Annotated in this window: 18 protein-coding genes; 1 reads left to right on the top strand and 17 read right to left on the bottom strand. The window is 35.5% G+C overall.

Annotation, left to right across the window (positions count from 1 at the left end; genetic code table 11):
• Positions 1-27: 27 nt before the first annotated feature.
• The 12 genes from hemB to ACLTBU_RS08815 all read right to left on the bottom strand — a co-directional run bounded on the left by hemB (position 28) and on the right by ACLTBU_RS08815 (position 13,257).
• Positions 28-984: a porphobilinogen synthase gene (gene hemB, locus ACLTBU_RS08870; protein ID WP_412218615.1), complete on the bottom strand. Its 957-nt coding sequence runs from the start codon at positions 982-984 to the stop codon at positions 28-30.
• A gap of 31 nt (positions 985-1,015) precedes the next feature.
• Entirely contained in the window at positions 1,016-2,509 is a 1,494-nt protein-coding gene (gene cobA, locus ACLTBU_RS08865) for a uroporphyrinogen-III C-methyltransferase (protein WP_412218585.1), read from the bottom strand.
• Between the two features lie 13 nt (positions 2,510-2,522).
• Positions 2,523-3,428: a hydroxymethylbilane synthase gene (hemC, locus tag ACLTBU_RS08860; RefSeq protein WP_177671434.1), complete on the bottom strand. Its 906-nt coding sequence runs from the start codon at positions 3,426-3,428 to the stop codon at positions 2,523-2,525.
• Between the two features lie 419 nt (positions 3,429-3,847).
• Positions 3,848-5,080 (bottom strand): glutamyl-tRNA reductase, encoded by a 1,233-nt coding sequence (hemA, locus tag ACLTBU_RS08855; protein WP_177671435.1) that lies wholly within the window; start codon positions 5,078-5,080, stop codon positions 3,848-3,850.
• 159 nt (positions 5,081-5,239) lie between these two features.
• Positions 5,240-6,289: a sulfite reductase subunit C gene (asrC, locus tag ACLTBU_RS08850; protein WP_177671436.1), complete on the bottom strand. Its 1,050-nt coding sequence runs from the start codon at positions 6,287-6,289 to the stop codon at positions 5,240-5,242.
• A gap of 11 nt (positions 6,290-6,300) precedes the next feature.
• A complete protein-coding gene (gene asrB / locus ACLTBU_RS08845) occupies positions 6,301-7,095 on the bottom strand; it encodes an anaerobic sulfite reductase subunit AsrB (protein ID WP_177671437.1) in 795 nt (264 codons plus the stop codon).
• Positions 7,088-8,122, bottom strand: coding sequence for an anaerobic sulfite reductase subunit AsrA (gene asrA / locus ACLTBU_RS08840; protein WP_177671541.1), 1,035 nt, complete (start codon positions 8,120-8,122; stop codon positions 7,088-7,090). The genes asrB and asrA overlap by 8 nt, the downstream gene beginning before the upstream one ends.
• Before the next feature lie 193 nt (positions 8,123-8,315).
• Complete coding sequence (locus ACLTBU_RS08835; RefSeq protein ID WP_177671438.1) at positions 8,316-9,209, bottom strand: LysR family transcriptional regulator; 894 nt, start codon at positions 9,207-9,209, stop codon at positions 8,316-8,318.
• Positions 9,210-9,540: 331 nt separating this feature from the next.
• Entirely contained in the window at positions 9,541-10,569 is a 1,029-nt protein-coding gene (gene mutY / locus ACLTBU_RS08830) for an A/G-specific adenine glycosylase (protein WP_412218583.1), read from the bottom strand.
• Between the two features lie 45 nt (positions 10,570-10,614).
• Complete coding sequence (locus tag ACLTBU_RS08825; protein ID WP_177671440.1) at positions 10,615-10,995, bottom strand: hypothetical protein; 381 nt, start codon at positions 10,993-10,995, stop codon at positions 10,615-10,617.
• A gap of 601 nt (positions 10,996-11,596) precedes the next feature.
• Positions 11,597-12,406 carry an ECF transporter S component gene (locus ACLTBU_RS08820; RefSeq protein WP_177671441.1) on the bottom strand — a complete coding sequence of 270 codons (810 nt, stop codon included), beginning with the start codon at positions 12,404-12,406 and terminating at the stop codon, positions 11,597-11,599.
• Positions 12,407-12,420: 14 nt separating this feature from the next.
• Positions 12,421-13,257: a pyridoxamine kinase gene (locus ACLTBU_RS08815; RefSeq protein WP_412218582.1), complete on the bottom strand. Its 837-nt coding sequence runs from the start codon at positions 13,255-13,257 to the stop codon at positions 12,421-12,423.
• A gap of 137 nt (positions 13,258-13,394) precedes the next feature.
• Between ACLTBU_RS08815 and ACLTBU_RS08810 the strand changes: the two genes are divergently transcribed.
• The gene (locus ACLTBU_RS08810) at positions 13,395-14,801 is read left to right on the top strand and encodes a PLP-dependent aminotransferase family protein (RefSeq protein WP_412218581.1); all 1,407 of its coding nucleotides are present in this window, start codon (positions 13,395-13,397) and stop codon (positions 14,799-14,801) included.
• 9 nt (positions 14,802-14,810) lie between these two features.
• On the opposite strand, the gene trxA is transcribed toward ACLTBU_RS08810, so the two are convergent.
• The 5 genes from trxA to ACLTBU_RS08785 form a co-directional block, all read right to left on the bottom strand.
• Positions 14,811-15,122 (bottom strand): thioredoxin, encoded by a 312-nt coding sequence (gene trxA / locus ACLTBU_RS08805; RefSeq protein ID WP_337528013.1) that lies wholly within the window; start codon positions 15,120-15,122, stop codon positions 14,811-14,813.
• A gap of 95 nt (positions 15,123-15,217) precedes the next feature.
• Complete coding sequence (locus tag ACLTBU_RS08800) at positions 15,218-17,701, bottom strand: transglutaminase domain-containing protein (RefSeq protein ID WP_412218580.1); 2,484 nt, start codon at positions 17,699-17,701, stop codon at positions 15,218-15,220.
• A gap of 17 nt (positions 17,702-17,718) precedes the next feature.
• A complete protein-coding gene (locus ACLTBU_RS08795) occupies positions 17,719-18,468 on the bottom strand; it encodes a copper homeostasis protein CutC (protein WP_412218578.1) in 750 nt (249 codons plus the stop codon).
• 16 nt (positions 18,469-18,484) lie between these two features.
• Entirely contained in the window at positions 18,485-19,348 is an 864-nt protein-coding gene (locus ACLTBU_RS08790) for a YitT family protein (protein ID WP_412218577.1), read from the bottom strand.
• Between the two features lie 74 nt (positions 19,349-19,422).
• A complete protein-coding gene (locus ACLTBU_RS08785; protein ID WP_412218576.1) occupies positions 19,423-20,256 on the bottom strand; it encodes a carbohydrate ABC transporter permease in 834 nt (277 codons plus the stop codon).
• Between the last annotated feature and the right edge of the window lie 6 nt (positions 20,257-20,262).

The raw sequence follows: 20,262 nt of genomic DNA, 5'->3' as shown, positions 1-20,262 counted from the left end.
GATTCAATCAACCCTACACCTATCTCTTTAAATCCACTTGCAAAGTTCCTTCGCAAAATAAGTAATAATAATATCCGCTCCTGCTCTCTTAATAGAAAGCACACTTTCATAAATAGCCTTCTCATCTAAAAGACCATTTTCAACAGCCATTTTAACCATAGCATATTCACCGCTTACATTGTAGGCAGCAATTGGTGCATTAAAGTTATCTTTTACACGTCTTATAATATCTAAATAAGAAAGTGCTGGTTTCACCATGACAATATCTGCACCTTCCTCAAGGTCAAGTTCTACTTCTCTTAACGCTTCATCTGTATTGGCAATATCCATCTGGTAAGTTTTACGGTCTCCAAAAGCTGGTGTTGAATGTGCTGCTGCTCTAAATGGACCATAGAAGTTGGATGCATATTTTGCACTATACGCCATAATAGGCACATTCATAAAACCATTTTCATCAAGAGCTGTACGAATAGCCGCTACTCTACCATCCATCATATCAGATGGCGCTACCATATCAGCACCTGCTTTTGCATGACTTACAGCAATACGTGCTAAGTATGTAAGTGTCACATCATTTTGAACATATCCTTCTTTATTTAAAATACCGCAATGTCCATGATCTGTATATTGACACATACATACATCTGTAATCACGTACATATCTGGTGCAATTTCTTTTACTTTACGAATAGCTTCTTGTACAATACCTGTTTCACTATAAGCTTCTTTACCAAAAGCATCTTTCTCATTTGGTATCCCAAATAAAATCACATATTGAATACCCAGGTTAACAAGTTCTTTAATTTCTTCTTCTAAACGGTCTAAAGAAAAATGAAAAATTCCTTTTAAAGATGAGATTTCTTCTTTGATATTTTCTCCCTCTACAACAAAGAGTGGATATACAAGATTTCTTCTTTCAAGTGTTGTTTCTCTTACCATTTCACGCATCGCTAAATTATGACGTAATCTTCTTGGTCTTTTAATCATCTTAGAGGCCCTCTTTCTCTTTAATTTATTATTCACATAAACAGTTAATTAATCCTTCAACAGTAAATGGATGAGCTTCTTTATAAACTGTAAGTCCTAAATCCCTCATGGCCTTACTTGTAATCTCACCTATAGAAATGCACTTTATAGCTTTTACCTTTTCCTTATCTTCTTCATCTAAAAGCGCCATAAGGTTTTTAGCTGTAGAAGAACTTGTAAAGGTAATCCTATCTACTCTTTCACTATTTAAGAGCTGTTTTAAACGCACTTTTGAGCTTTCATTAAGTACTGTATCATAAAGCAATAAAGTTTCAACTTCACAAATTTCATTAATTTTTGTATAAAGTACATCACGTGCTAAGTTCCCTTGTGCTATAAGTACTTTATCTTCTTTTGTCAGCTTATCTTCAAGAAGCTCTGCAATGCTTTCTTGTGTAAAACGCTCTGGCATAAAGTCTGGCCTAATCCCATAAGTTGCAAGGCTTTTAGCTGTTGCACTACCTACCGCTACTACTTTAGCCTCTCCAAGACTTCTGGCATCTTTCCCTAGTGCGTAAAGTCTTTCGAAGAATAAACTTACTGCATTTTGACTACCAAATACAATATAGCTATAGTCTTTTAAAGTTTGAAGCTTCGCATCAATTTCCTCACCTTGTCTTGGCTGAATTTCAATCGTTGGAACCTCAAATACATTAGCACCAAGTTCAATGAGTTTTGCTTTTAAGTCACTGCTTTGGGTACGTGAACGTGTCACCATAATATTTTGTCCAAATAATGGGCGATTTTCAAAGAAGTTAAGTTTCTCACGAAGTCTTACCACCTCACCTACTACAATAAGACTTGGTGAAGTAAGACCAGCCTTTTTCACTTCTTCTTCAAGCGTCACAAGTGTACCTGTCGCTACTTTTTGATTGGGTCTTGTTGCCCAGTTAATAACCGCTGCTGGCGTATTAGGATTCATACCTTCTGTCATCAGGTTGGTACAAATTTTATGAAGGTTGCTAAGTCCCATAAGGAATACAATCGTGCCATTCATTGCAGCAAGAGCATTCCAGTTAATCGTATCATTTGTCTCATCCTTAAGATGTCCTGTTACAACGTGAAAAGAAGGTGTATAGTCTCTATGTGTAATAGGAATCCCTGCATAGCAAAGCCCTCCAATAGCTGAAGTAATACCTGGCACCACTTCAAAGGCAATATTTCTTTCAAGTAAGTATTCTCCTTCCTCACCACCACGTCCAAATACATATGGGTCTCCCCCTTTAAGACGTGTTACAACTTTACCCTCTTTAGCTTTTATAGCTAACACTTCATTGATCTCGTCTTGTGTCATTGTATGATTACTAGAAGCCTTCCCTACATAAATAAGCTCTGCATCTGGTCTAGCTAATTCTAAATACTGTGGGTTCGCCAGTCTATCATAGACAATAACCTCTGCCTCTTTAATACAGTCTAATGCTTTTAATGTTAATAATTTATAATCGCCAGGGCCCGCCCCTACTAAATAAACTTTTCCACTCATGCGTCTGCTCCTTTTATGCCTGTAATTTTTCTAAAATAACTTTAGCGGCTTCATAACCTAAGTTTCTTGCTTCTTCCACAGTTGTACATGCTCTATAAAGTATTTCTTTTACCATTTTAACACCTTCTTCATCTCCTAAAAGGCATGTAAGTTTCATACGCTCTTCTTCAAGCTCAGCATAAGCTCCAATAGGTAAATGACAGCTACCTTCTACACCATCTAAGAAAGCACGTTCTGCTTCAATCTGCATTTGACTTAATCTATCCTCTATTGGTCTAATAAGATCATAGATTTTCTCATCATTTTCACGAATCTCAATAGCTAATGCACCTTGTGCTGGCGCTGGAAGGACTATTTCTACTGGAATATAGTAACCTATCTCTTCTTCTCTTCCAATACGCTTAATGCCTGCTGCAGCCAGTACAACCCCATCTAAGTTTTCTGTCTCAATCTTACTAATACGTGTATCAATGTTTCCACGAATTGGCACAATGTTTAAGTCAGGTCTTGCATTTAAAAGCTGATATTTACGTCTCTTACTGCCAGTCCCAATGGTTGCTCCTTGTGGCAATTCTTCTAAAGACTTAATAGGATGTTTAAGAACGAGTACGTCTCTTGCATCCTCTCTAACCGGTGTATAAGTAAAAGCAAGCCCTGGGCATACTTCACTTGGCATATCCTTCATACTATGGATTGCAAGGTCAATTTCCCCATCTAAAAGCTGCTGTTCTATTTCTTTTACAAAAAGGCCCTTATCTCCAATTTTATCAAGGGGCACATTTTGAATTAAATCACCCTTTGTTTTAATAATTTTAATCTCAAACTCTACCTCTGGATTACAACCTCTAAGCTGATTTACAACCCATTCAGTTTGAGTAAGCGCAAGCTTACTTCCTCTCGTACCCACAACAACTTTCATATTCTTCACCGTCCTCTTTAAGCTCATCTTATATGTTATTTATTTCTCATCTTACTCTATTACGCTGTTTTATATTCACTCTATTCCTATAGATTGACACTTATTACTTATAACCTCCATACTTACATCTACACTAGATTATCTACTTAATGCAACCAAGCTTTCATGAGGGCAATTTTATTTTACTCCCTCCTGAAGATTATGGAATGCGTAGATAGAGAAGATGGCGCTTCTGTAACCTACCTTTGGCGCTTTCAGCTAAGAAATTCACGTAGCTATAGCTGAGATGTTCTTAGGCTTACTGTTTGAGCGTTAGCGAGTTTAAGCCGTTATCTCTGTTATAGCAAGTAGAATTTCTCTGAAATCAGAAACCAGTAGGTGGAAGAAGCACCATCGAACCGTCTACGCTCCCACACCCCCTACAATTCAAAAAGCTCCTCAAGTACCTTCCTATAGGCCTCTTGCTTCCCTTCATCATCCATTTCTTTAAGTGCCTTAACAGGCTCTCTAATAAGACGCTTTAAGGAAGCCATCATCATTTTATCAATAATCTTATATTCCCTAGGCGTAAGCTCTAGTTTATTTTGTATATAATGCATGCTGTCTTCATGAATCTCTTGACATTTAGCATTTAAAGACCTAATAGTAGGGTCTACTTTAGTCATTTTAAGCCAAGTCATAAACTCCACTACTGAGGAATCTGTCATGCTCTTTGCTTCTTTTGCAAGTTCTTCACGTTTAGCACTATTTTTATCTGATATATCTTGCAGATCGTCTACATCAAATAGCTCTACATGCCCTAGTTTACCTACTGTACTTTCTACATCACGTGGCATAGCTATATCTAATATTACAAGAGGCTTGTGAAGTTGTGGCATCTGGTCTTTCATAAGTACAAGATGCGGGGATGCCGTTGATGTAATAACTACATCAACCTCTTCTAAAAGCTCATAGCGTTTATCAAACCCTACTGGTATACCACATTCTAGATCTGCTGCTAAATCACTCGCCTTACAAAAAGTACGGTTTGCAATATAGACAATGCTAGGTTCTTCTAATGCCAAGTATTTAAGAGCCAGTTTACTCATCTTCCCAGCACCTAAAACTAAAATTTTCTTTCCTTTTAAGGTACCCACTTGCTCTTTTAAAAACTTAATGCCAATATAGCTAATGGATAGAGGATATTCAGATATTTTAAGTTGGCTTCTAATCAGTTTTCCACAAGTTACAGCTTCTCTAAAAAGCTTATTAAGTACCTTACCACTTGCACCAATTTCCATAGAAAAAGTATGTGCATCTCTTACTTGTCCCAAAATCTGATCTTCACCTAATACTATAGATTTAAGTCCAGCTGCTACTTCAAATACATGAACAGCTGCCACATCTCCTGTATTCACATATAAATATTTTTCAGCTTCATCCCCTAAAATAGTTGTAAGTAAACGAATCACTTCTTCTTTAGCCTTATCAATATGGTTTGCTGCTACATAAATTTCACTGCGATTACATGTAGATAAAATAATACACTCTAAGGGTTCCTTCTCAAGAAGTGCGTCTATAATTTCTATTTTCTTTGAATCTGAAAAACTTACTTTTTCCCTAATATGAACTGGTGCTGTATCATGACTCAGTCCAATTACTGCAATATCCATTCTCCCACCTCTATATTCTGCCTGTAAACTTATGCACTCTTATTATACTATAATCTTTATCAATTAAAAATACTACCAAACATGTGCTTTTATTAAAAAAGCAGGGTACTATAGACTCCCCTATAATACCCTGCCCCTTATATCTCTATATGCTAAATCTTAGTGACGTCCGTCTTGGCTACCAGGACCTGCACTATTGTGTTTTGCAATTGGTTTAACGTTGATATTAGCACGTTTTTCATCTTCTTGCCAGTAGATACGTTCTGCAATTTGTGCTTCTGGATTAAGTTCAACACCTTCAAGGATAAGTTCTTTGAATTTGATGTATCCAGCTCTATCGATTAAGTGTCCACCATGAAGGTAAACTGGTTTGTAATCAAGTGCCCATGCAGAGAATTTTGGCCAGTTTCTGAAGATAGCAAGGACTACATCTTCTGTTACCCAGTTAGCAAACATTTTACCCATACGAGGATATTGCTTACCTGTACGTCCACCGATCATAATTCTGTAGAATTTCTTCTCATTACGTGTCCATGCACTTGTAGGACAAGCAAGTACACACTCACCACAACCTACACAGCAACATGTATCTTTTTCAATTTTACCATTTACAAGTGAAAGCACTCTTGTTGCATGGTGGCTACAAGCTTCAACACAAGCGCCACATCCGATACAACGATCTCTATCGTATTCCATTTTTGCAATACCGATTACACCAAAGTCATTGAAGTGAGCTTTAGCACAGTCATTTGGACAACCAGCAACAGTTGTTTTGATGTGGTAGTGGCTTGGGAATACTTCTTTTTCGATTTTTTTAGCAAGTTCGTGTGTATTTACGTTAGCTTTGATACAGTGTGAGTTACCGATACAAGCCATAATGTTACGCGCACCGATTGTTGGGTAACCTTTACCGCATGTTTCCATTTCAACATCACATTCAACTACTTCTACTTCTTTGATGTAGTTATTAATGTATTCGTTTACTGCTGGAATATTTTCGTATTTGATACCTGGGATGTTAAGAGTATGTCTCATCCCAATGTGGAATGTACCATCTCCCCAAGTTTCAGCGATATGTTGTACAGAAGTTAAGTGTTTTGCATCAATGATTGATCCAGGAACACGTAATTGTAACATAAATTCTCCCGCTACTTTAGATTGACGGAAACAATTTATTCTGGTTGCTTTTACATCAATATCATGATTCATTGTGTGGCCTCCTAGTCAATTAATTTTTTCGCTTGTGTATAGTTGAATACTGGTCCTTCAAGACATACGTATGTCTCGTCGATACGGCAGTGTCCGCATTTACCGATTGCACATGACATTTTTCTTTCGAATGAAACCCAGATTTTTTCTTCTGGAATACCTTGTTTCACACATTCAAGTCCTGCAAAGTGCATCATGATTGGAGGCCCAACGATTACTACTTCGTAGTTATCTCCAAAATCTTTGAATGGGATTTCTTCGATGAATTTAGTTACAAGACCTGTTCTAAATCCTTCTTTTTCATCTCTATCTAATGTATAGATAGTGTTGAATTTTTCTTCCCAAACTTTAAGTGTATCTTTGAAAAGAATGCCGTTTTCATCTTTGAAACCTGCGATGATATTTACGCTTTGTGCAAAACCTTCTTCATTTGCAAATTTGTTGATCATACTTTTAACTGGAGCAACCCCTGTACCACCAGCGATGATTACAACATTTTTACCTTTAAATTGGTCTACTGGCCAACCTTTACCGTATGCACCACGAATGAATAATTGGTCACCAGCTTCAAGTTTGAATACTTCATCTGTTACTTTACCAACTGCACGAATTGTAAAATCCATCCAACCATCGCCGTAATCACTTACAGAGATTGGACACTCACCAATTTTAGGAATTGATAATTGACAGAATTGACCGTGTTCAACTTTAAGGTCACCTGTTGCTACTTTGATTGTAAATTCTGTTTGTGTTTCTTGTTTGAACTCAAGAATCTGACAAGCTACTGGCATTAATTCATTATGCATTGCACTCACCTCCGCAGATTTCTTTTACAGCTTTATTTACTTTTTCGATTGTCGCTGTGAATGAAATGAATTCTGGACATCTTTCTGTACATCTACCACAACCTACACACATATGACCTTGGCCAAAACGTTCGTTGTAATCATGGATTTTGTGAAGTGTTTTATATCTATAACGATCAGCAGTTGTTTTTCTAAAGTCATGACCGCCAGCCATTTCATCAAATCCTGCAACTTGACAAGAAGCAGCTGTTCTTCTTCTTTCACCTACTGAACCATTTTCATTGTAAGAAATATCTGTTGTTGTGAAACATGTACATGTGCTACATGCGATTGTACAGCTACCACAGCTTACACAACGTTTGTTAAATTCTTTCCACATATCATGTTCTTTAAGTTTGTTAAGAACATCTTTGTTAGGAATAACTGGAATTGTTACTTTTGTTTCATTTTCTTCAATGAATTTAACTGTGTACTCAGCTTCTTCTTTACCTTCAAAGAAAGGTGCGAATTTATCATCTTTCACATTGAAAAGAACTTGTCCGTCTTCGAAACGAGCAGCTAATCCATAGTTATCTGTTTTGTTTGTTCCCATTGAACAGCAGAAGCATGTATCTTCGCTAGAAGTACATTCCATCATTACGTAGTTTACTTTATCTCTCATACGTTTGTAGAAAGTATCTTCAAAACCGTTTTCTAAGAAAATTTTATCTTGGTTCATTTGTGCATTGATATCACAAGGTCTAGCAAAGATTAAAACTTTTTTATCATGAACTTTAGCTTCACGATATTCATCTTCTGTGAAGTAGAATAAAGTTTGAGTGATTGGTGAAACCACTTCTTTTGCTGGGTAGTCAGATTTTTCGTCAAATACGATTTCTTCTACATTTTTGATCTCAGCGTAACGGATAATATCTGTATCTGAGTAACGTCCTGCTTTTGGAAATCTTTTTGGTGCATAAATTTTGTACTCTTTTCTTAATTCATTAAAGAGACTATTAACTGTTTCAAAGCTTAATTTATAGCCCATCTTCTTGTCCTCCATTCGCATATTCCCCCCGCTACATATTTAACGGAGTGCTGTACACTTATTATATGACAATTTATTAACAATGCCTATACTTCGTTATCATTTTACAATTTAACATTCTGATACTAACCATTAAGATTTCTAATAGGTCGCTAAAAATAAAAAAGTGCTGCTCGTCTTTAAGCAACACTTCTTAATTTGTTCTATTCACTTTATAGTCCTTGAGCATATTTATGAAAGTAAGAATATCTAAGTCTACTTCTTTATCCTTCGGCAGTATATAAGAATACTTACGCTTAGGCAATAATTCCAACGGTAAAATATTAAGCTCTTTATCAAATGCTGCATGACTTACAACACATTCAGAAATAATGGTAATACCTATACCATTTTTAACAGCTTCTTTTACAGCATAGTTGCTATTAAATACAATAACATTTTTAGGGGTAATATTATGCATATTGAGAAACAACTTTAAGTACTCCTGCGTACCAGACCCTTCCTCACGGCTGATCCAAATCTGATTATTCAAATCATCTATACTTACGTCCATAGTAGCTAATGGTGATTTATTGCTTACTGCAACAACCATCCTATCCTGGTAGAAATACTCTCTATCAAAATCATAATAAGGGTCAATCCCTTCTATAAGACCAACCTGTATCTCACCTTCATTCATCATATCACAGATATGTGCTGTATTTTCTATAAACACTTCAAGTTGTATATCCGGATACTTGTTTGAAAAATCCCCTATAATTTGTGGTAAAAAATAATCTCCTATCGTTTTACTTGCACCTACTAAAATTTTCTTTTTAGCCTTATCATCTATTTGAAGAAGCTCACCTTTTAATAAATCAATTTGTGCGATAAGATCTTGTCCTTTTTCATAAAGAAATTCTCCCTGTTTAGTAATGAGCACCTCTTTACTTTTACTTGATCGTGTAATGAGGGTTGTATCAAAATATTGTTCTAGTCTTTTAATATGCAGGCTTACTGTTGGTTGAGATAAATTAACCTTTTTTGCAGCTTTCGTAAAATTACGATACTTTACAACCTGTATAAATGTTTTAAGTTCTTCTAACACATTCTTCCCTCCTTCACTTCATTACGTTTATGTCCATAATTATACCATATTTCATCCGTAATTTCTACTTAAGTACACTGATTTTACCCCATGAAAAAGGTGAGAATTAGACTGAAAATCTAATCCTCACCTTTTTAATTCAATACATGTATTGATTGTTTTTGTAGAATCAAAGAATTTCATATAAATCTACTCTTATCTATAAAAGCCTACTGCCTTTACTAGACTCTTGAATAGTTTTTACTTCCTTCTTTGATTCCGTGAAATGGAAATATCATATAATTGATATACTTGTATTATACTACATTTTTTCAAAATTTCTACCCATAAATCAAATATTTTCTTGTAACTTACGTAAAACCTTTTTAAATGCTGTGGCAATAGCATAGTTCTTCAGTCCTTCTGGTACTATAAACACACCTTCTCCTTGTAAAATCTCCTCAAATATTTTTGCATTTTGTGTAGTATACTCTATTACGATAGGCGTCATAAGCCATCTACGATGTGTGAAAACATGTTGAACCTGCTCTAATACTTCAAAAGTGACAAGTTCTGATTTCATTTTTTCCCAAACTGCATCTGTTATCAGCGGCACTCCCCATAGTTTTGCAAGAAGCCCCTCTTCTGGTCTTTTTTCTAGATAAATTTTATCTCCTTGCTTAAGAATAAGAGCTTTATAAAAATCCGGTTCAGCTTTTGTTTTACTACTCTTAATAGGATACTCTATTTGTACGCCTTCTTCATAAGCCATACAAATTGGCTTCATAGGACAACTTTCACACTTTGGATTTTTAGGTGTACAAATAAGTGCGCCTAATTCCATAAGGGCCTGATTAAAGTTACGTGCATCTTCCGGCATAAGTACCATCACTTTTTCTTCGAAAATCTTCCTCGTTTTAGGAATAGCGATATCATCTTCTATTAAGAACTGTCTAGAAAGTACACGCATTACATTTCCGTCTACGGCAGGATAAGGTAAATTAAAGGCTATACTTAACACTGCTCCCATTGTGTAAGGTCCTATGCCAGGTATATTTTTAACTAATTTAGGGTCTGTTGGAAATATTCCATTATACTGCTCCGATACAACCTTTGCTCCTTTATGCAGGTTATCTGCTCGTCTGTAGTAGCCTAAGCCCTGCCAATAAGTATAGACCTCTTCTTGGGTTGCCATAGCTAAATCATGTACCGTTGGAAAACGTTCCATAAAGCGCTCATAGTAAGGTCTTACTGTATCAACCTGTGTCTGCTGCAGCATTACTTCTGATACCCATATACTATAAGCATCACTTCTCTCTCGCCAAGGCATTTGTCTTTTATTCTTGTCAAACCATTCTAGTAAGTATGTTGTATATTTCACGTATTTTTCCTCTCTACTTGACTTATTATTTATCTATTTTTCATTCTAATTGCTTACTGCAAAGTTATAGGCTATTTCAACAAATTTCACATCCTCTATTTCAAGTTTTTCTAGATGTGGTTTACAACCTCTTAATATGTCTTTTGCAGCTTTTAATATTTTTTCATGAGCAAAATCTTCTAATTTGATACAGTCTTCTAAAAGATAAACTGGTCCATCTATACTGATTTCTTCATAAGCTTCTACATAAAACTTCATGCCTTCATAACGCTCATACTCTTCTTGATACATAGCAATTAAATAGAGAAATGCAACCTGCCTTCTCTTTTGCTCATCTTGAATTTCATGAACAGAAAGTTCTCCCTCACTTTGCGTAATCAGCTCATTGAAAGCCTCTTCATGTATCTTATTTTTAAATTGATTCATTAATTTTATCCCCTTTATACAGACTCCATTTCTTCTATCTTATCTATTTATAAAATCGTTAGCAAGTGGATTATATTTCATTTAGTTATTTATACAAAACTTACTTTTTGCATAAATAATATGACGCATTTTCTACCCTTGTCCGTATATATAGAGTATAAGAGCAAAATAAATCCTAGGCTATTCTGCTTTTATATATGGAAAATTGAGATCTTGTGAGTCCCCCCTTCTCATAGGCCTTTAAATTTTCCTAACCTCTTATGAACAAAGTGGTGGCAACTTATCATAATGAGTTATGTTTTATACTGTACATCTTTATGCTACATAGAATAAACGATAACTTATACCAGTGAACCCTAAGGTACTTCCTTTATTTAGAGACAAACTCCGGGTACTTGCAGTGATAAATGCAACGGTATCCCTTTCACCTATAGTTCCCTGACACTGTACTCTATTACGAGGCTTCCTTACAGGCACACTCTAAAAGCTTAACTTTATTCTAGTAGCACCCTGTACATTTTGCCACAAACAAAAAGCAAGCTTAAAGTTCGTCATTTAAGGGGGGACGACTTTCGGCTTGCTTTTTTTGTATTAATTTCCTTTAAAATTTAAAGTTTGATTTTGCTACTACTTTAGAAAGTGGAATATAAAGTAAAAGAGCAATCACAATAGAAATGGTACCATTGATAATGGTAGAAGGTAAACTAATAAGTGCACTTATAACTGCTGGTACAAATGCACTTCCTACAATAAGAAGTGAACCTACTGCAAATAAAAATTCTCCTACTAAGTTAAATGCAATACCACATACAGCACCTAAAATAGCATATTGTAATTTAATAGATACTTTTTTAATAAAGAAACACGTTACAGCAAGACTAATACCTAGTACTAATGAAAAAATATAAAGTACAGGAATAACAACTAATGTATCTTTAAGTCCCTCTGTATTTGCTGCTGCCTGCTGAAGATAAGGAATAGTAATCTCATAGCCATATACTGTTGAGGCTATAAAAAGACCAACGCCTAATACAATAAATGCACCTGCTGCAAGGGCAATCCATTTAAAAGGTGATTTGGCTTCTTTATCATTACCTTTTCCTGCAACTACTCCTGTCACAAACCCTATACCAAATTTGAGAATAATGGTTTTAGGTGCACTAGTAGCCCATCCATTAAGTATATCAAAAAGCCCCATACCAATAGAACCTGATAAACCACCTATTGTACCACTAAAGAGCAGTGCTGCTAAAATAACAAACATATTGCCAAAGTGAATAAATGGTTTTCCTACTGGTGATGGAATAGGAATTTTAAAGAGCATGAGTGCAATATAGCAAATTGCACTAAATAACCCAATAATGACTAATGCCTGTAAACTTAATTTACTCTTACTTTGTTTTTTCTCCATCTTAAAATCCTCCCTTAAAAATCTAATAATTGTTCTAATAAAATCCCTTCTCTTGTATCTGTTTTAGCTTCATAAGTTACTTTTACCCCATAAGTTACAAAAGAAGTGGCACTCTTGGCTGAATCTGCTAAACTTTCTCCCTTTAAAAGTTCTCCAATCAATCTACTTGCAAAGCAATCCCCTGTACCTGGATAACTACTTGGTAATTCTTCATAAGGAATCATGCAGTAACTATCTTCTTCCCGGTCATAAGTCATATTGATTTTCTGTCCATTTTCATAAGGAATCCCTTTAAGTACTACTTGAGAAGGTCCTAAATCTGAAATAGCTTTTATCATTTCTTTAGCATCTTGCTCCTTAATCGCATCTGTACTATATACGCGATCTAGTAGAAAATTGGCTTCTGTCCAGTTTGGTGTCACCACATGAGCACATGATACTAAATGCCTCATTTTCTTCTGCATCGTTTCATTATAAGTCTTATAAAGTTGGCCATGGTCTCCCATAACAGGATCTACCACTATAAGTGTCCCCTCTCCATCTCCAAATGCATCAAAAAAATAAAGCACTTCATTAATTTGTTTTTCATTGCTTAAAAAACCACTATAAATACAATCAAACTTTAAATCTAATGTCTTCCAATGTTCAATATAGCCATGCATCATCCCTGTTAAATCTTCAAAAACTGGTTTACCAAATCCTCCCGTATGTGTACTGAAAACAGCTGTAGGAACTGGACATACCTGTACACCCATATGGGATAAAATCGGAATGATTACACTTAATGAACATCTACCAAAACTAGCTAAATCTTGAATGGCCACAACCTTTGATATTTTGTTATTCATCATTTACATCTTCCTCGTTTGTCTCTATAATAAGGTTAATAGGATATATTGTATCGAAACAATACGTCTTTATGTATGGTAATATTGTGCCATATAGACAAAACCATCGTCAATATTTCTAAGAAAAAGGAGGAGACAACTTGAACTTTGTATCCATACAGTTAGATTCATCATCTAATGAACCCTTATATCTACAACTCTTTTCAAAGATTAAAGAAGCTATCTTATCAGATGAGCTTATTATAGGATATAGACTGCCAGCTATCCGCAGACTGGCAAAAGACCTTTCCGTCAATAATGTAACTGTTATTAATGCTTATAAACAACTAGAATCTTCCGGCTATGTTACTTCCAAAAAAGGAAGTGGCTTTTACGTTACTAAACCTAATACCCCTGAAATCAGCCTGATGACACTCCCTCCTACCACTATAAAAGAGAACTGTATTAACTTTTCAAGTGCTTCACCTCATCCAGCTATCTTTCCTACAGATTCTTTTAAATACTGCCTAGACGAAGTAATTGACCGTGATAAAGGCTTTGCTTTTGGCTATCAAGAAGCCAATGGTTTTATGCCTCTTAGAGAAATACTTGCCGAGTATTTAGAAAAGACTCATCACATTCACACTTCACCTTCTCATATTCAAATTGTATCAGGCGCTCAACAGGGTATTGATATTATTGCTAAAAGCTGCCTAAATGCAGGCGATTATGTCGTGACAGAAACACCTACCTATAATGGTGCAACAGATGCCTTTAAATCCCGCAGTAGCCGTATTGTTACAGTTGAACTTACCCCCTTTGGCATTGATCTCATAGAATTTGAGAAGAAGGTCAATGTCTGTAAGCCTAAACTTGTGTATGTTATGACTAAATTTCAAAATCCTACTACGCTTTGTTATGCCCCACATACATTAAAGCAACTCCTAATTCTAGCTGAAAAATATAACTTTTATCTGGTTGAGGATGATTCGACTTCCGAATTAAGCTATACAGATAGGGCACCTTATAGCCTAAAAGCTTTTGATACTCAGGACCGTGTCATCTATATTAAGAGCTTTTCTAAGCTACTTATGCCAGGCCTACGTATAGGTTTTCTCGTTATTCCAGATGCCCTCTTAGACCGTTTTACAAAAACAAAGCAAATGACAGATATTGCTTCCTCAGGGCTTATCCATCGTAGTCTTGACCTATTCTTTAGAACTCATAAATGGGAAGAGCACCTAAGTTATATGAAAGCTATTTACAGTGGTAAATATGAGCTTATGCTTAGTCAACTTGAAAACCTTAAAGCTCTTGGTGTAACTTTTAATATTCCTAATGGTGGCTTATGCTTCTGGCTTAAATTACCTAAAGGTTTATCGGCTTACAAACTTTATGAACGCTGCCTTGAAAGTGGCCTACTTATTCTGCCAAGTACACTTTTTTATTCTACAATGCACAAAGAAAGAGACCATTATATTCGTCTTAGCTTTGCGCCTTGTGATGCTAAAGAAATTGTAGAGGGTATCGCTATTTTAGAAAAGTGCATCAAAAAAGGACTGTCCTAGACAGTCCTTTTATACTCCCATCATTTGTTTTAATCGCATTTTATCTCTTAGCCCTACTTGCTGCTCGACAACTCTTCCATTTTTCACAACAGCTAACATTGGAATGCTTTGTACTCTAAACATTTTAGAGAGCTCCACTTCTTCACTTACATTAACCTTGCAGACTTTAGCAACTCCTTCTAAATCATTTGCCAGCTCCTCAACAATCGGCCCTTGCATTCTACAAGGCCCGCACCAAGGCGCCCAGAAATCTAAAAGTACAGGTACCTTTGATTCTAACACCTCTTTATTAAAATTGCTGTTCGTAATTTGGATAGACATAAATAGAACCTCCTCTTATCAATTGATTTTTATCAACTTCTATAATTCTATTATATGTCTTTAATTTTTAAAGTTTAGTAACTTAGTCACACTTCTTAGCTACCAAAAATGCGTAATAACATGTCTGCTGTACCTACATTATATCCACTTGTAGCATAGATACCTTTGTTATTCTCATCTGTTACGATGATTAATGGAAGCTTATCAGGATCTACATACATTCTACGTGCCAAAGTATTGATATTTTCTTCAAAACTATCGTAGTAAATAGAGATATTTTCTAAAGCATTTAAGACTTTTCTGAGTGTAGGGTCTTCTAGTGCTGTTTGATCCCTCATAACAAATATAATCTGTCGTTCTATAGTCTTAAATAATTCTTTTTTCTCATAGATTTCATTAAGAATATGTTCTGTAGGCTCCTTACTTTCTTCTATCCATATCCATAAGTGCTTAGCATATTGGCTGAGCTCTAAGCCCTTTATCACTTTCTTATTCTGATCTTTAAGTTCAAAGTCTGGTAAAGCAATGTGCTCAAGCATATCACTTAGCTTAGCTTCCTTGAGCTCAAGCTGCACTGTCTTACTTTCACCCGCTTTAAGTCCTATGTACATTACCTTTGCAAAGATATTGCCATTTGGCAAACGATTAGAAGTGATAAGACGGTATACACCTGGTTCTAAGTTTAAAGCTAACTCTCCATCTTCCCATTGTAACTGGCTTAAATTCAGTGATTGATACTGCCCTTTATGTAATTTCGCAATAGACCAGTTCTGGAAATAGGTCCAAGTCTCTTCCCTACTCCTTAATATACATATACTATTTTTAAGGGCTTCTGTCTCTATAGCTTCAAATGTTCCATTAGTATAGTACTCTACTTTACCATCTATAGTATGAAGTCTTGCTGGAATACCTAGTGTTCTACAAATAGCTACAAATAGAATTTTTTTAGATACTTCACTCCCTCGTTTAATTTGCAAGCACCCTACTGGCGTAGTAATAAGATTGGGATATTCTCTCGTATCATCTGTTTCAATAGTTTCTTCTATATGTTGCCATATGTATTTAGGATTTTGCACCATTTTAGCCTTCTCTTCTTGGCTATAATAGCTATGAATAAATTGGCGATAGGCTGTAAGTGGTTCAAGTGCCACTCTTGGACTTAAAACATACTGTATAAAAATAGGCTCCTCATAACACTTTGCATAAGGAACTGCATAATTTAAATGCTCTATAAGCACTTCTCCTTTGCAGTCTCTATAATCTTTTTGAGTTAATACGCCTAGTAGTTTGTCTTTCCATACCTCTGCTTCTTTTTTAACTTCTGCTAACTTAAAGTATACAATTTCTTCTGCGTTACCTCTGGCTATATCTAATACCTCATCTTTATTTTGAAAGCTTGCTACTTTCTCCAACCTTTTTTGAGTTGCTTCACTGCATCTGTTTTTACCCTTAAATTTCTGAGAATATGTAGGCTGCTGGGTATGAATAGACGCATCTAATGGTGCAATGACTTCAAGCTCTATCCATTCATCTCTTATGACACTCTGACTTAAATCAATGTTAATACAATCTACATCTTTTGTATTAATTAAAATATCTGCAGACTGTTCCTCTTTGCTTACATGTAGGTGCAAGCTCCCAAGCCCTGTTATTAAACTTGCTTCTCCTACCTCGTTGGTCCATACAGATGCTACAGGATAGAACTCTGCATAATTAAGCACCTCAAAATCCACCCTAGCATGAGATACAGCCTTCCCCTTATGATCTACTACTTTCACAGTTAATTTTTTTGTAAGCGCATAGCGCTGAAGCTGATTAAGAAGTGTAGCCATACCTTTATGCTCTATTTCTTCTTCATCAGTAGGTGCTATAAAGTCAAACCACCTGGAGTGAATCAACATAGCACGTGATGAAGCACTTGTAAACCATCCTTTATTCAATATTTCTTCTGGCTCACAGGCACCTAGGAAATACCACTCCCCTTCACACCAAACCTCTACCCATGCATGATTATCATCACAGTGAGACCATCTTGGCGCATAGACTTGTCTAGCTGGAATGCCTACACTACGAAGTGCTGAAACAGTAAATGTAGATTCTTCCCCACATCTTCCATAAGCAGATTTATAAACAGTTAATGGTGCTACTGTCCTTTCATCTGTAGACTGATAAGTTGCTTCTTCACTACACCAGTAATTAACCTCTAGTATACTTTCCTGAGTACTTTTTCCCACTACCCTATCTTTTAATTGATTATAAAAGAAGCTACGACATGGCATGATTTCTTCTTCATTAATACGGTGGTGAAGGACATAGTTTAAAAAGATATCTTCTGGTATATGCCAAGCATCTCTTTCCCATAAATATAAAGCATGTTTAGCATAATCTAAAAATACCTCAAAACTATAGCAAGCCATATCACTTAAAGGCATAGTGGTATATAAAAACTTCATAGCTAAGCCTTCATCTTCACTACAGCTTTTTAATCCTTCTAAAATCTCTACTTTTTTGTCTCCTAAAAGTGGGATAAGTTCCTCAAATCTTTCTTCTATTTGAAAAGCTCTCTTAGCTGAAAACATAACATTCTCCCCCTATCCTAATTTAAACTTTCTAGTGTATTTTTAGCTTCCTCAATAAGCTTACTACTTGTTTGCCAAATCTCATACTCACTAAGGGACTTAAGTCCCATATTAACGCCTTCTTTTCTAAAGATCATTTCACTATCTTTTGTCATTTTACCTGACATATGATAAGAAGTAGCATCTGTATGTATATACATCTGCTTAATAACTTTAGCACTAACGCCTGCCCCTACTAAGATATCTATCTGCCCCTGACTTTGTTTAACCAAATCACCTATTAAGTCTTTACCATCTAAACAGTGATTACACTGACCTGAAGTTAGGATAGTATTTATGCCCATTCTTTTAGCTGTTTCTAAAGCTTCATAAGGATCCCTGCATACATCAAAGGCTCGATGTAATGTAATAGATGCACCATCTGCTACATCAATAAGTTGTTGCATACGCTCTTCATCTAAGGTGCCATCTTTGTTTAGCATACCTATCACTATACCTTCTGCACCTAATAAACGGAAAAACTTTGCTTCTTCTATCATTTGTCTAAATTCATACTCTGAATAATAGAAATCTCCAAACCTTGGACGTATTAAGACATGAATAGGAATATGAATAAGCTTTCTTATTTCTTTAAATAAAAAAGGACTAGGTGTAGTCCCACCTATTATAAGATGGTCACAAAGCTCTAAACGATTAGCGCCGCCTTTTGCAGCTTCTAATGCAGACTCTACAGAACCTACACAAGCTTCTAAAATATATTTTTCCATAAGTCTACTTCCTTTCTTATACAACATGTTTAAAGCCCTTTCCTTCTACTTTACAGGCTTCTGTTATAATAATCAGTGATTGGTCATCTACTTCTTTAATCGTTTTCTCCATGCTTATGCAATCATTTTTAGTCGCCGCACATAAGATGATACGCTGATTTCTACTAGAGTATCCACCTTCACCTTTTAAGATAGTAATACCTTTTTGAGACTCTACTAATGCTTTTCTTACCTTATCTGTGCATTCTGAAATGACAATCATAAGATTTTTAGCAGCAGCCTGATCCAGTATCTTATCCATAAAAATACCTGATATATATACTGTTACAACAGCATATAAAAGACTTTCTATATTTTTATAGATAATCCCTGATGCCATAACTACAACTATATTTAAAAATGAAATAAGCCCTCCTACGGGAAATCTTGGTCTCAACTTCTGAACAATAAGACCTAGTAATGAAATCCCACCTGTATTCGATGCTCCTAAATGAACTAAGGCAAGCCCTACCCCCATGAGTACACCACCAAACATGGAAGCTAAAAGTGGATCTCCTTGATAAACTGGAATATGCACAACTAGATAATCTGTTACAATAGATAATAAGGCTGTAGTAGCCAATGTTTTAAGTACAAAAGCTTTTGGAAAATACTTTTTCATAATAATCCATATTAAAAGGGGTACATTAAATAAAAATACGAAGGTTCCTATTGGGAAGCCGCATATGTAGTTAATCAAAATAGCAATACCACTTGCCCCACCTGGTGCAATATTATGTGGAGCTGCAAAACAGTTAATACCTATAGCATAGGTAATTGTTCCTAATATATTGAGTATAACAAGAAAAAGAATTTTTTGAAATTTAATTTTTTGACTCATTTTTTCACCTTACTCTCATTATATAAAAGAATACCTCCTGCCCTTTTTATAAGGTACAAGAGGCATCTTATTTTTTATTCTTTTACAGCGCCAGCTGCAAGTCCACTTTCTACTTTTTCTTGGAATAGTAAGTAGATAACCAGTGGTATAAATACTGTAATGGCAATAGCAGCCATTAAAGGCCCATATTGTGAACCTCTTTCACCATTAAAGTTTAAAAGTCCTAGTGAAATAGGTTTTAATTTCTTATCATTGATAAAGAGTAATGGGAAGAGTACATTATTCCATGCACTTAAGAAGTTAAAAATTGAAATAGTAGAGATAGCTGGTATAGTAAGTGGCAATGCAACATGTCTATAGATTTGGAAGTAGTTAGCACCATCTATAATCGCTGCCTCTTCTAGTGATTGATTAATCCCCCTCATAAAGTTGGTCAATACCATAACACTAAACGGAATGGAGAAACCAACATACAGCAGTACCAGTACAAATAGGTTATTCTTCAAATTAAATGTTCCTATCATATAGGTAATAGGTACAAGAATGGTATGCATTGGAATCATCATACCAATCATAAAGAAAATCATAATAAACTTGTTCATCTTAAAGTTAAATCTAGCAATGATGAACGCAGCCATAGATGCTACAATACCTAAAATAACAACAGTTGCTACAGAAATAAATACACTGTTCAAGAAGTATTGGCTCATATTAGCTTCTTTCCAAGCAATGATATAGTTTTCAAAGCGATAAGTTTCTGGCAATGCAAATGGACTTGCAAAGATTTCACGATTGTCTTTTAAGGAAGAAATCAAAGTGAAAAGTAAGGGCGTTACAAACATTGCTGCCATAGCGATTAAAAAGATATATTGTATCACAGTACCTAAGTTCCATCTTATCTTTTTCATGATCTT

The sequence above is a fragment of the Zhenhengia sp. genome (assembly GCF_046966505.1).
Classification (GTDB): Bacteria; Bacillota; Clostridia; order Lachnospirales; family Cellulosilyticaceae; genus Zhenhengia; species Zhenhengia yiwuensis.
This window is presented reverse-complemented; position numbering and strand designations above follow the sequence as displayed.

Coding starts and splice junctions, on each gene's coding strand:
- cobA (WP_412218585.1), bottom strand. CDS start 2,509: ATGAGTGGAAAAGTTTATTTAGTAGGGGCGGGCCCTGGCGATTATAAA.
- asrC (WP_177671436.1), bottom strand. CDS start 6,289: ATGAATCATGATATTGATGTAAAAGCAACCAGAATAAATTGTTTCCGT.
- ACLTBU_RS08820 (WP_177671441.1), bottom strand. CDS start 12,406: ATGGAGAAAAAACAAAGTAAGAGTAAATTAAGTTTACAGGCATTAGTC.
- ACLTBU_RS08825 (WP_177671440.1), bottom strand. CDS start 10,995: ATGAATCAATTTAAAAATAAGATACATGAAGAGGCTTTCAATGAGCTG.
- asrA (WP_177671541.1), bottom strand. CDS start 8,122: ATGGGCTATAAATTAAGCTTTGAAACAGTTAATAGTCTCTTTAATGAA.
- ACLTBU_RS08800 (WP_412218580.1), bottom strand. CDS start 17,701: ATGTTTTCAGCTAAGAGAGCTTTTCAAATAGAAGAAAGATTTGAGGAA.
- trxA (WP_337528013.1), bottom strand. CDS start 15,122: ATGTCTATCCAAATTACGAACAGCAATTTTAATAAAGAGGTGTTAGAA.
- ACLTBU_RS08785 (WP_412218576.1), bottom strand. CDS start 20,256: ATGAAAAAGATAAGATGGAACTTAGGTACTGTGATACAATATATCTTT.
- hemA (WP_177671435.1), bottom strand. CDS start 5,080: ATGGATATTGCAGTAATTGGACTGAGTCATGATACAGCACCAGTTCAT.
- asrB (WP_177671437.1), bottom strand. CDS start 7,095: ATGCATAATGAATTAATGCCAGTAGCTTGTCAGATTCTTGAGTTCAAA.
- ACLTBU_RS08795 (WP_412218578.1), bottom strand. CDS start 18,468: ATGGAAAAATATATTTTAGAAGCTTGTGTAGGTTCTGTAGAGTCTGCA.
- ACLTBU_RS08815 (WP_412218582.1), bottom strand. CDS start 13,257: ATGATGAATAACAAAATATCAAAGGTTGTGGCCATTCAAGATTTAGCT.
- ACLTBU_RS08790 (WP_412218577.1), bottom strand. CDS start 19,348: ATGAGTCAAAAAATTAAATTTCAAAAAATTCTTTTTCTTGTTATACTC.
- hemC (WP_177671434.1), bottom strand. CDS start 3,428: ATGAAAGTTGTTGTGGGTACGAGAGGAAGTAAGCTTGCGCTTACTCAA.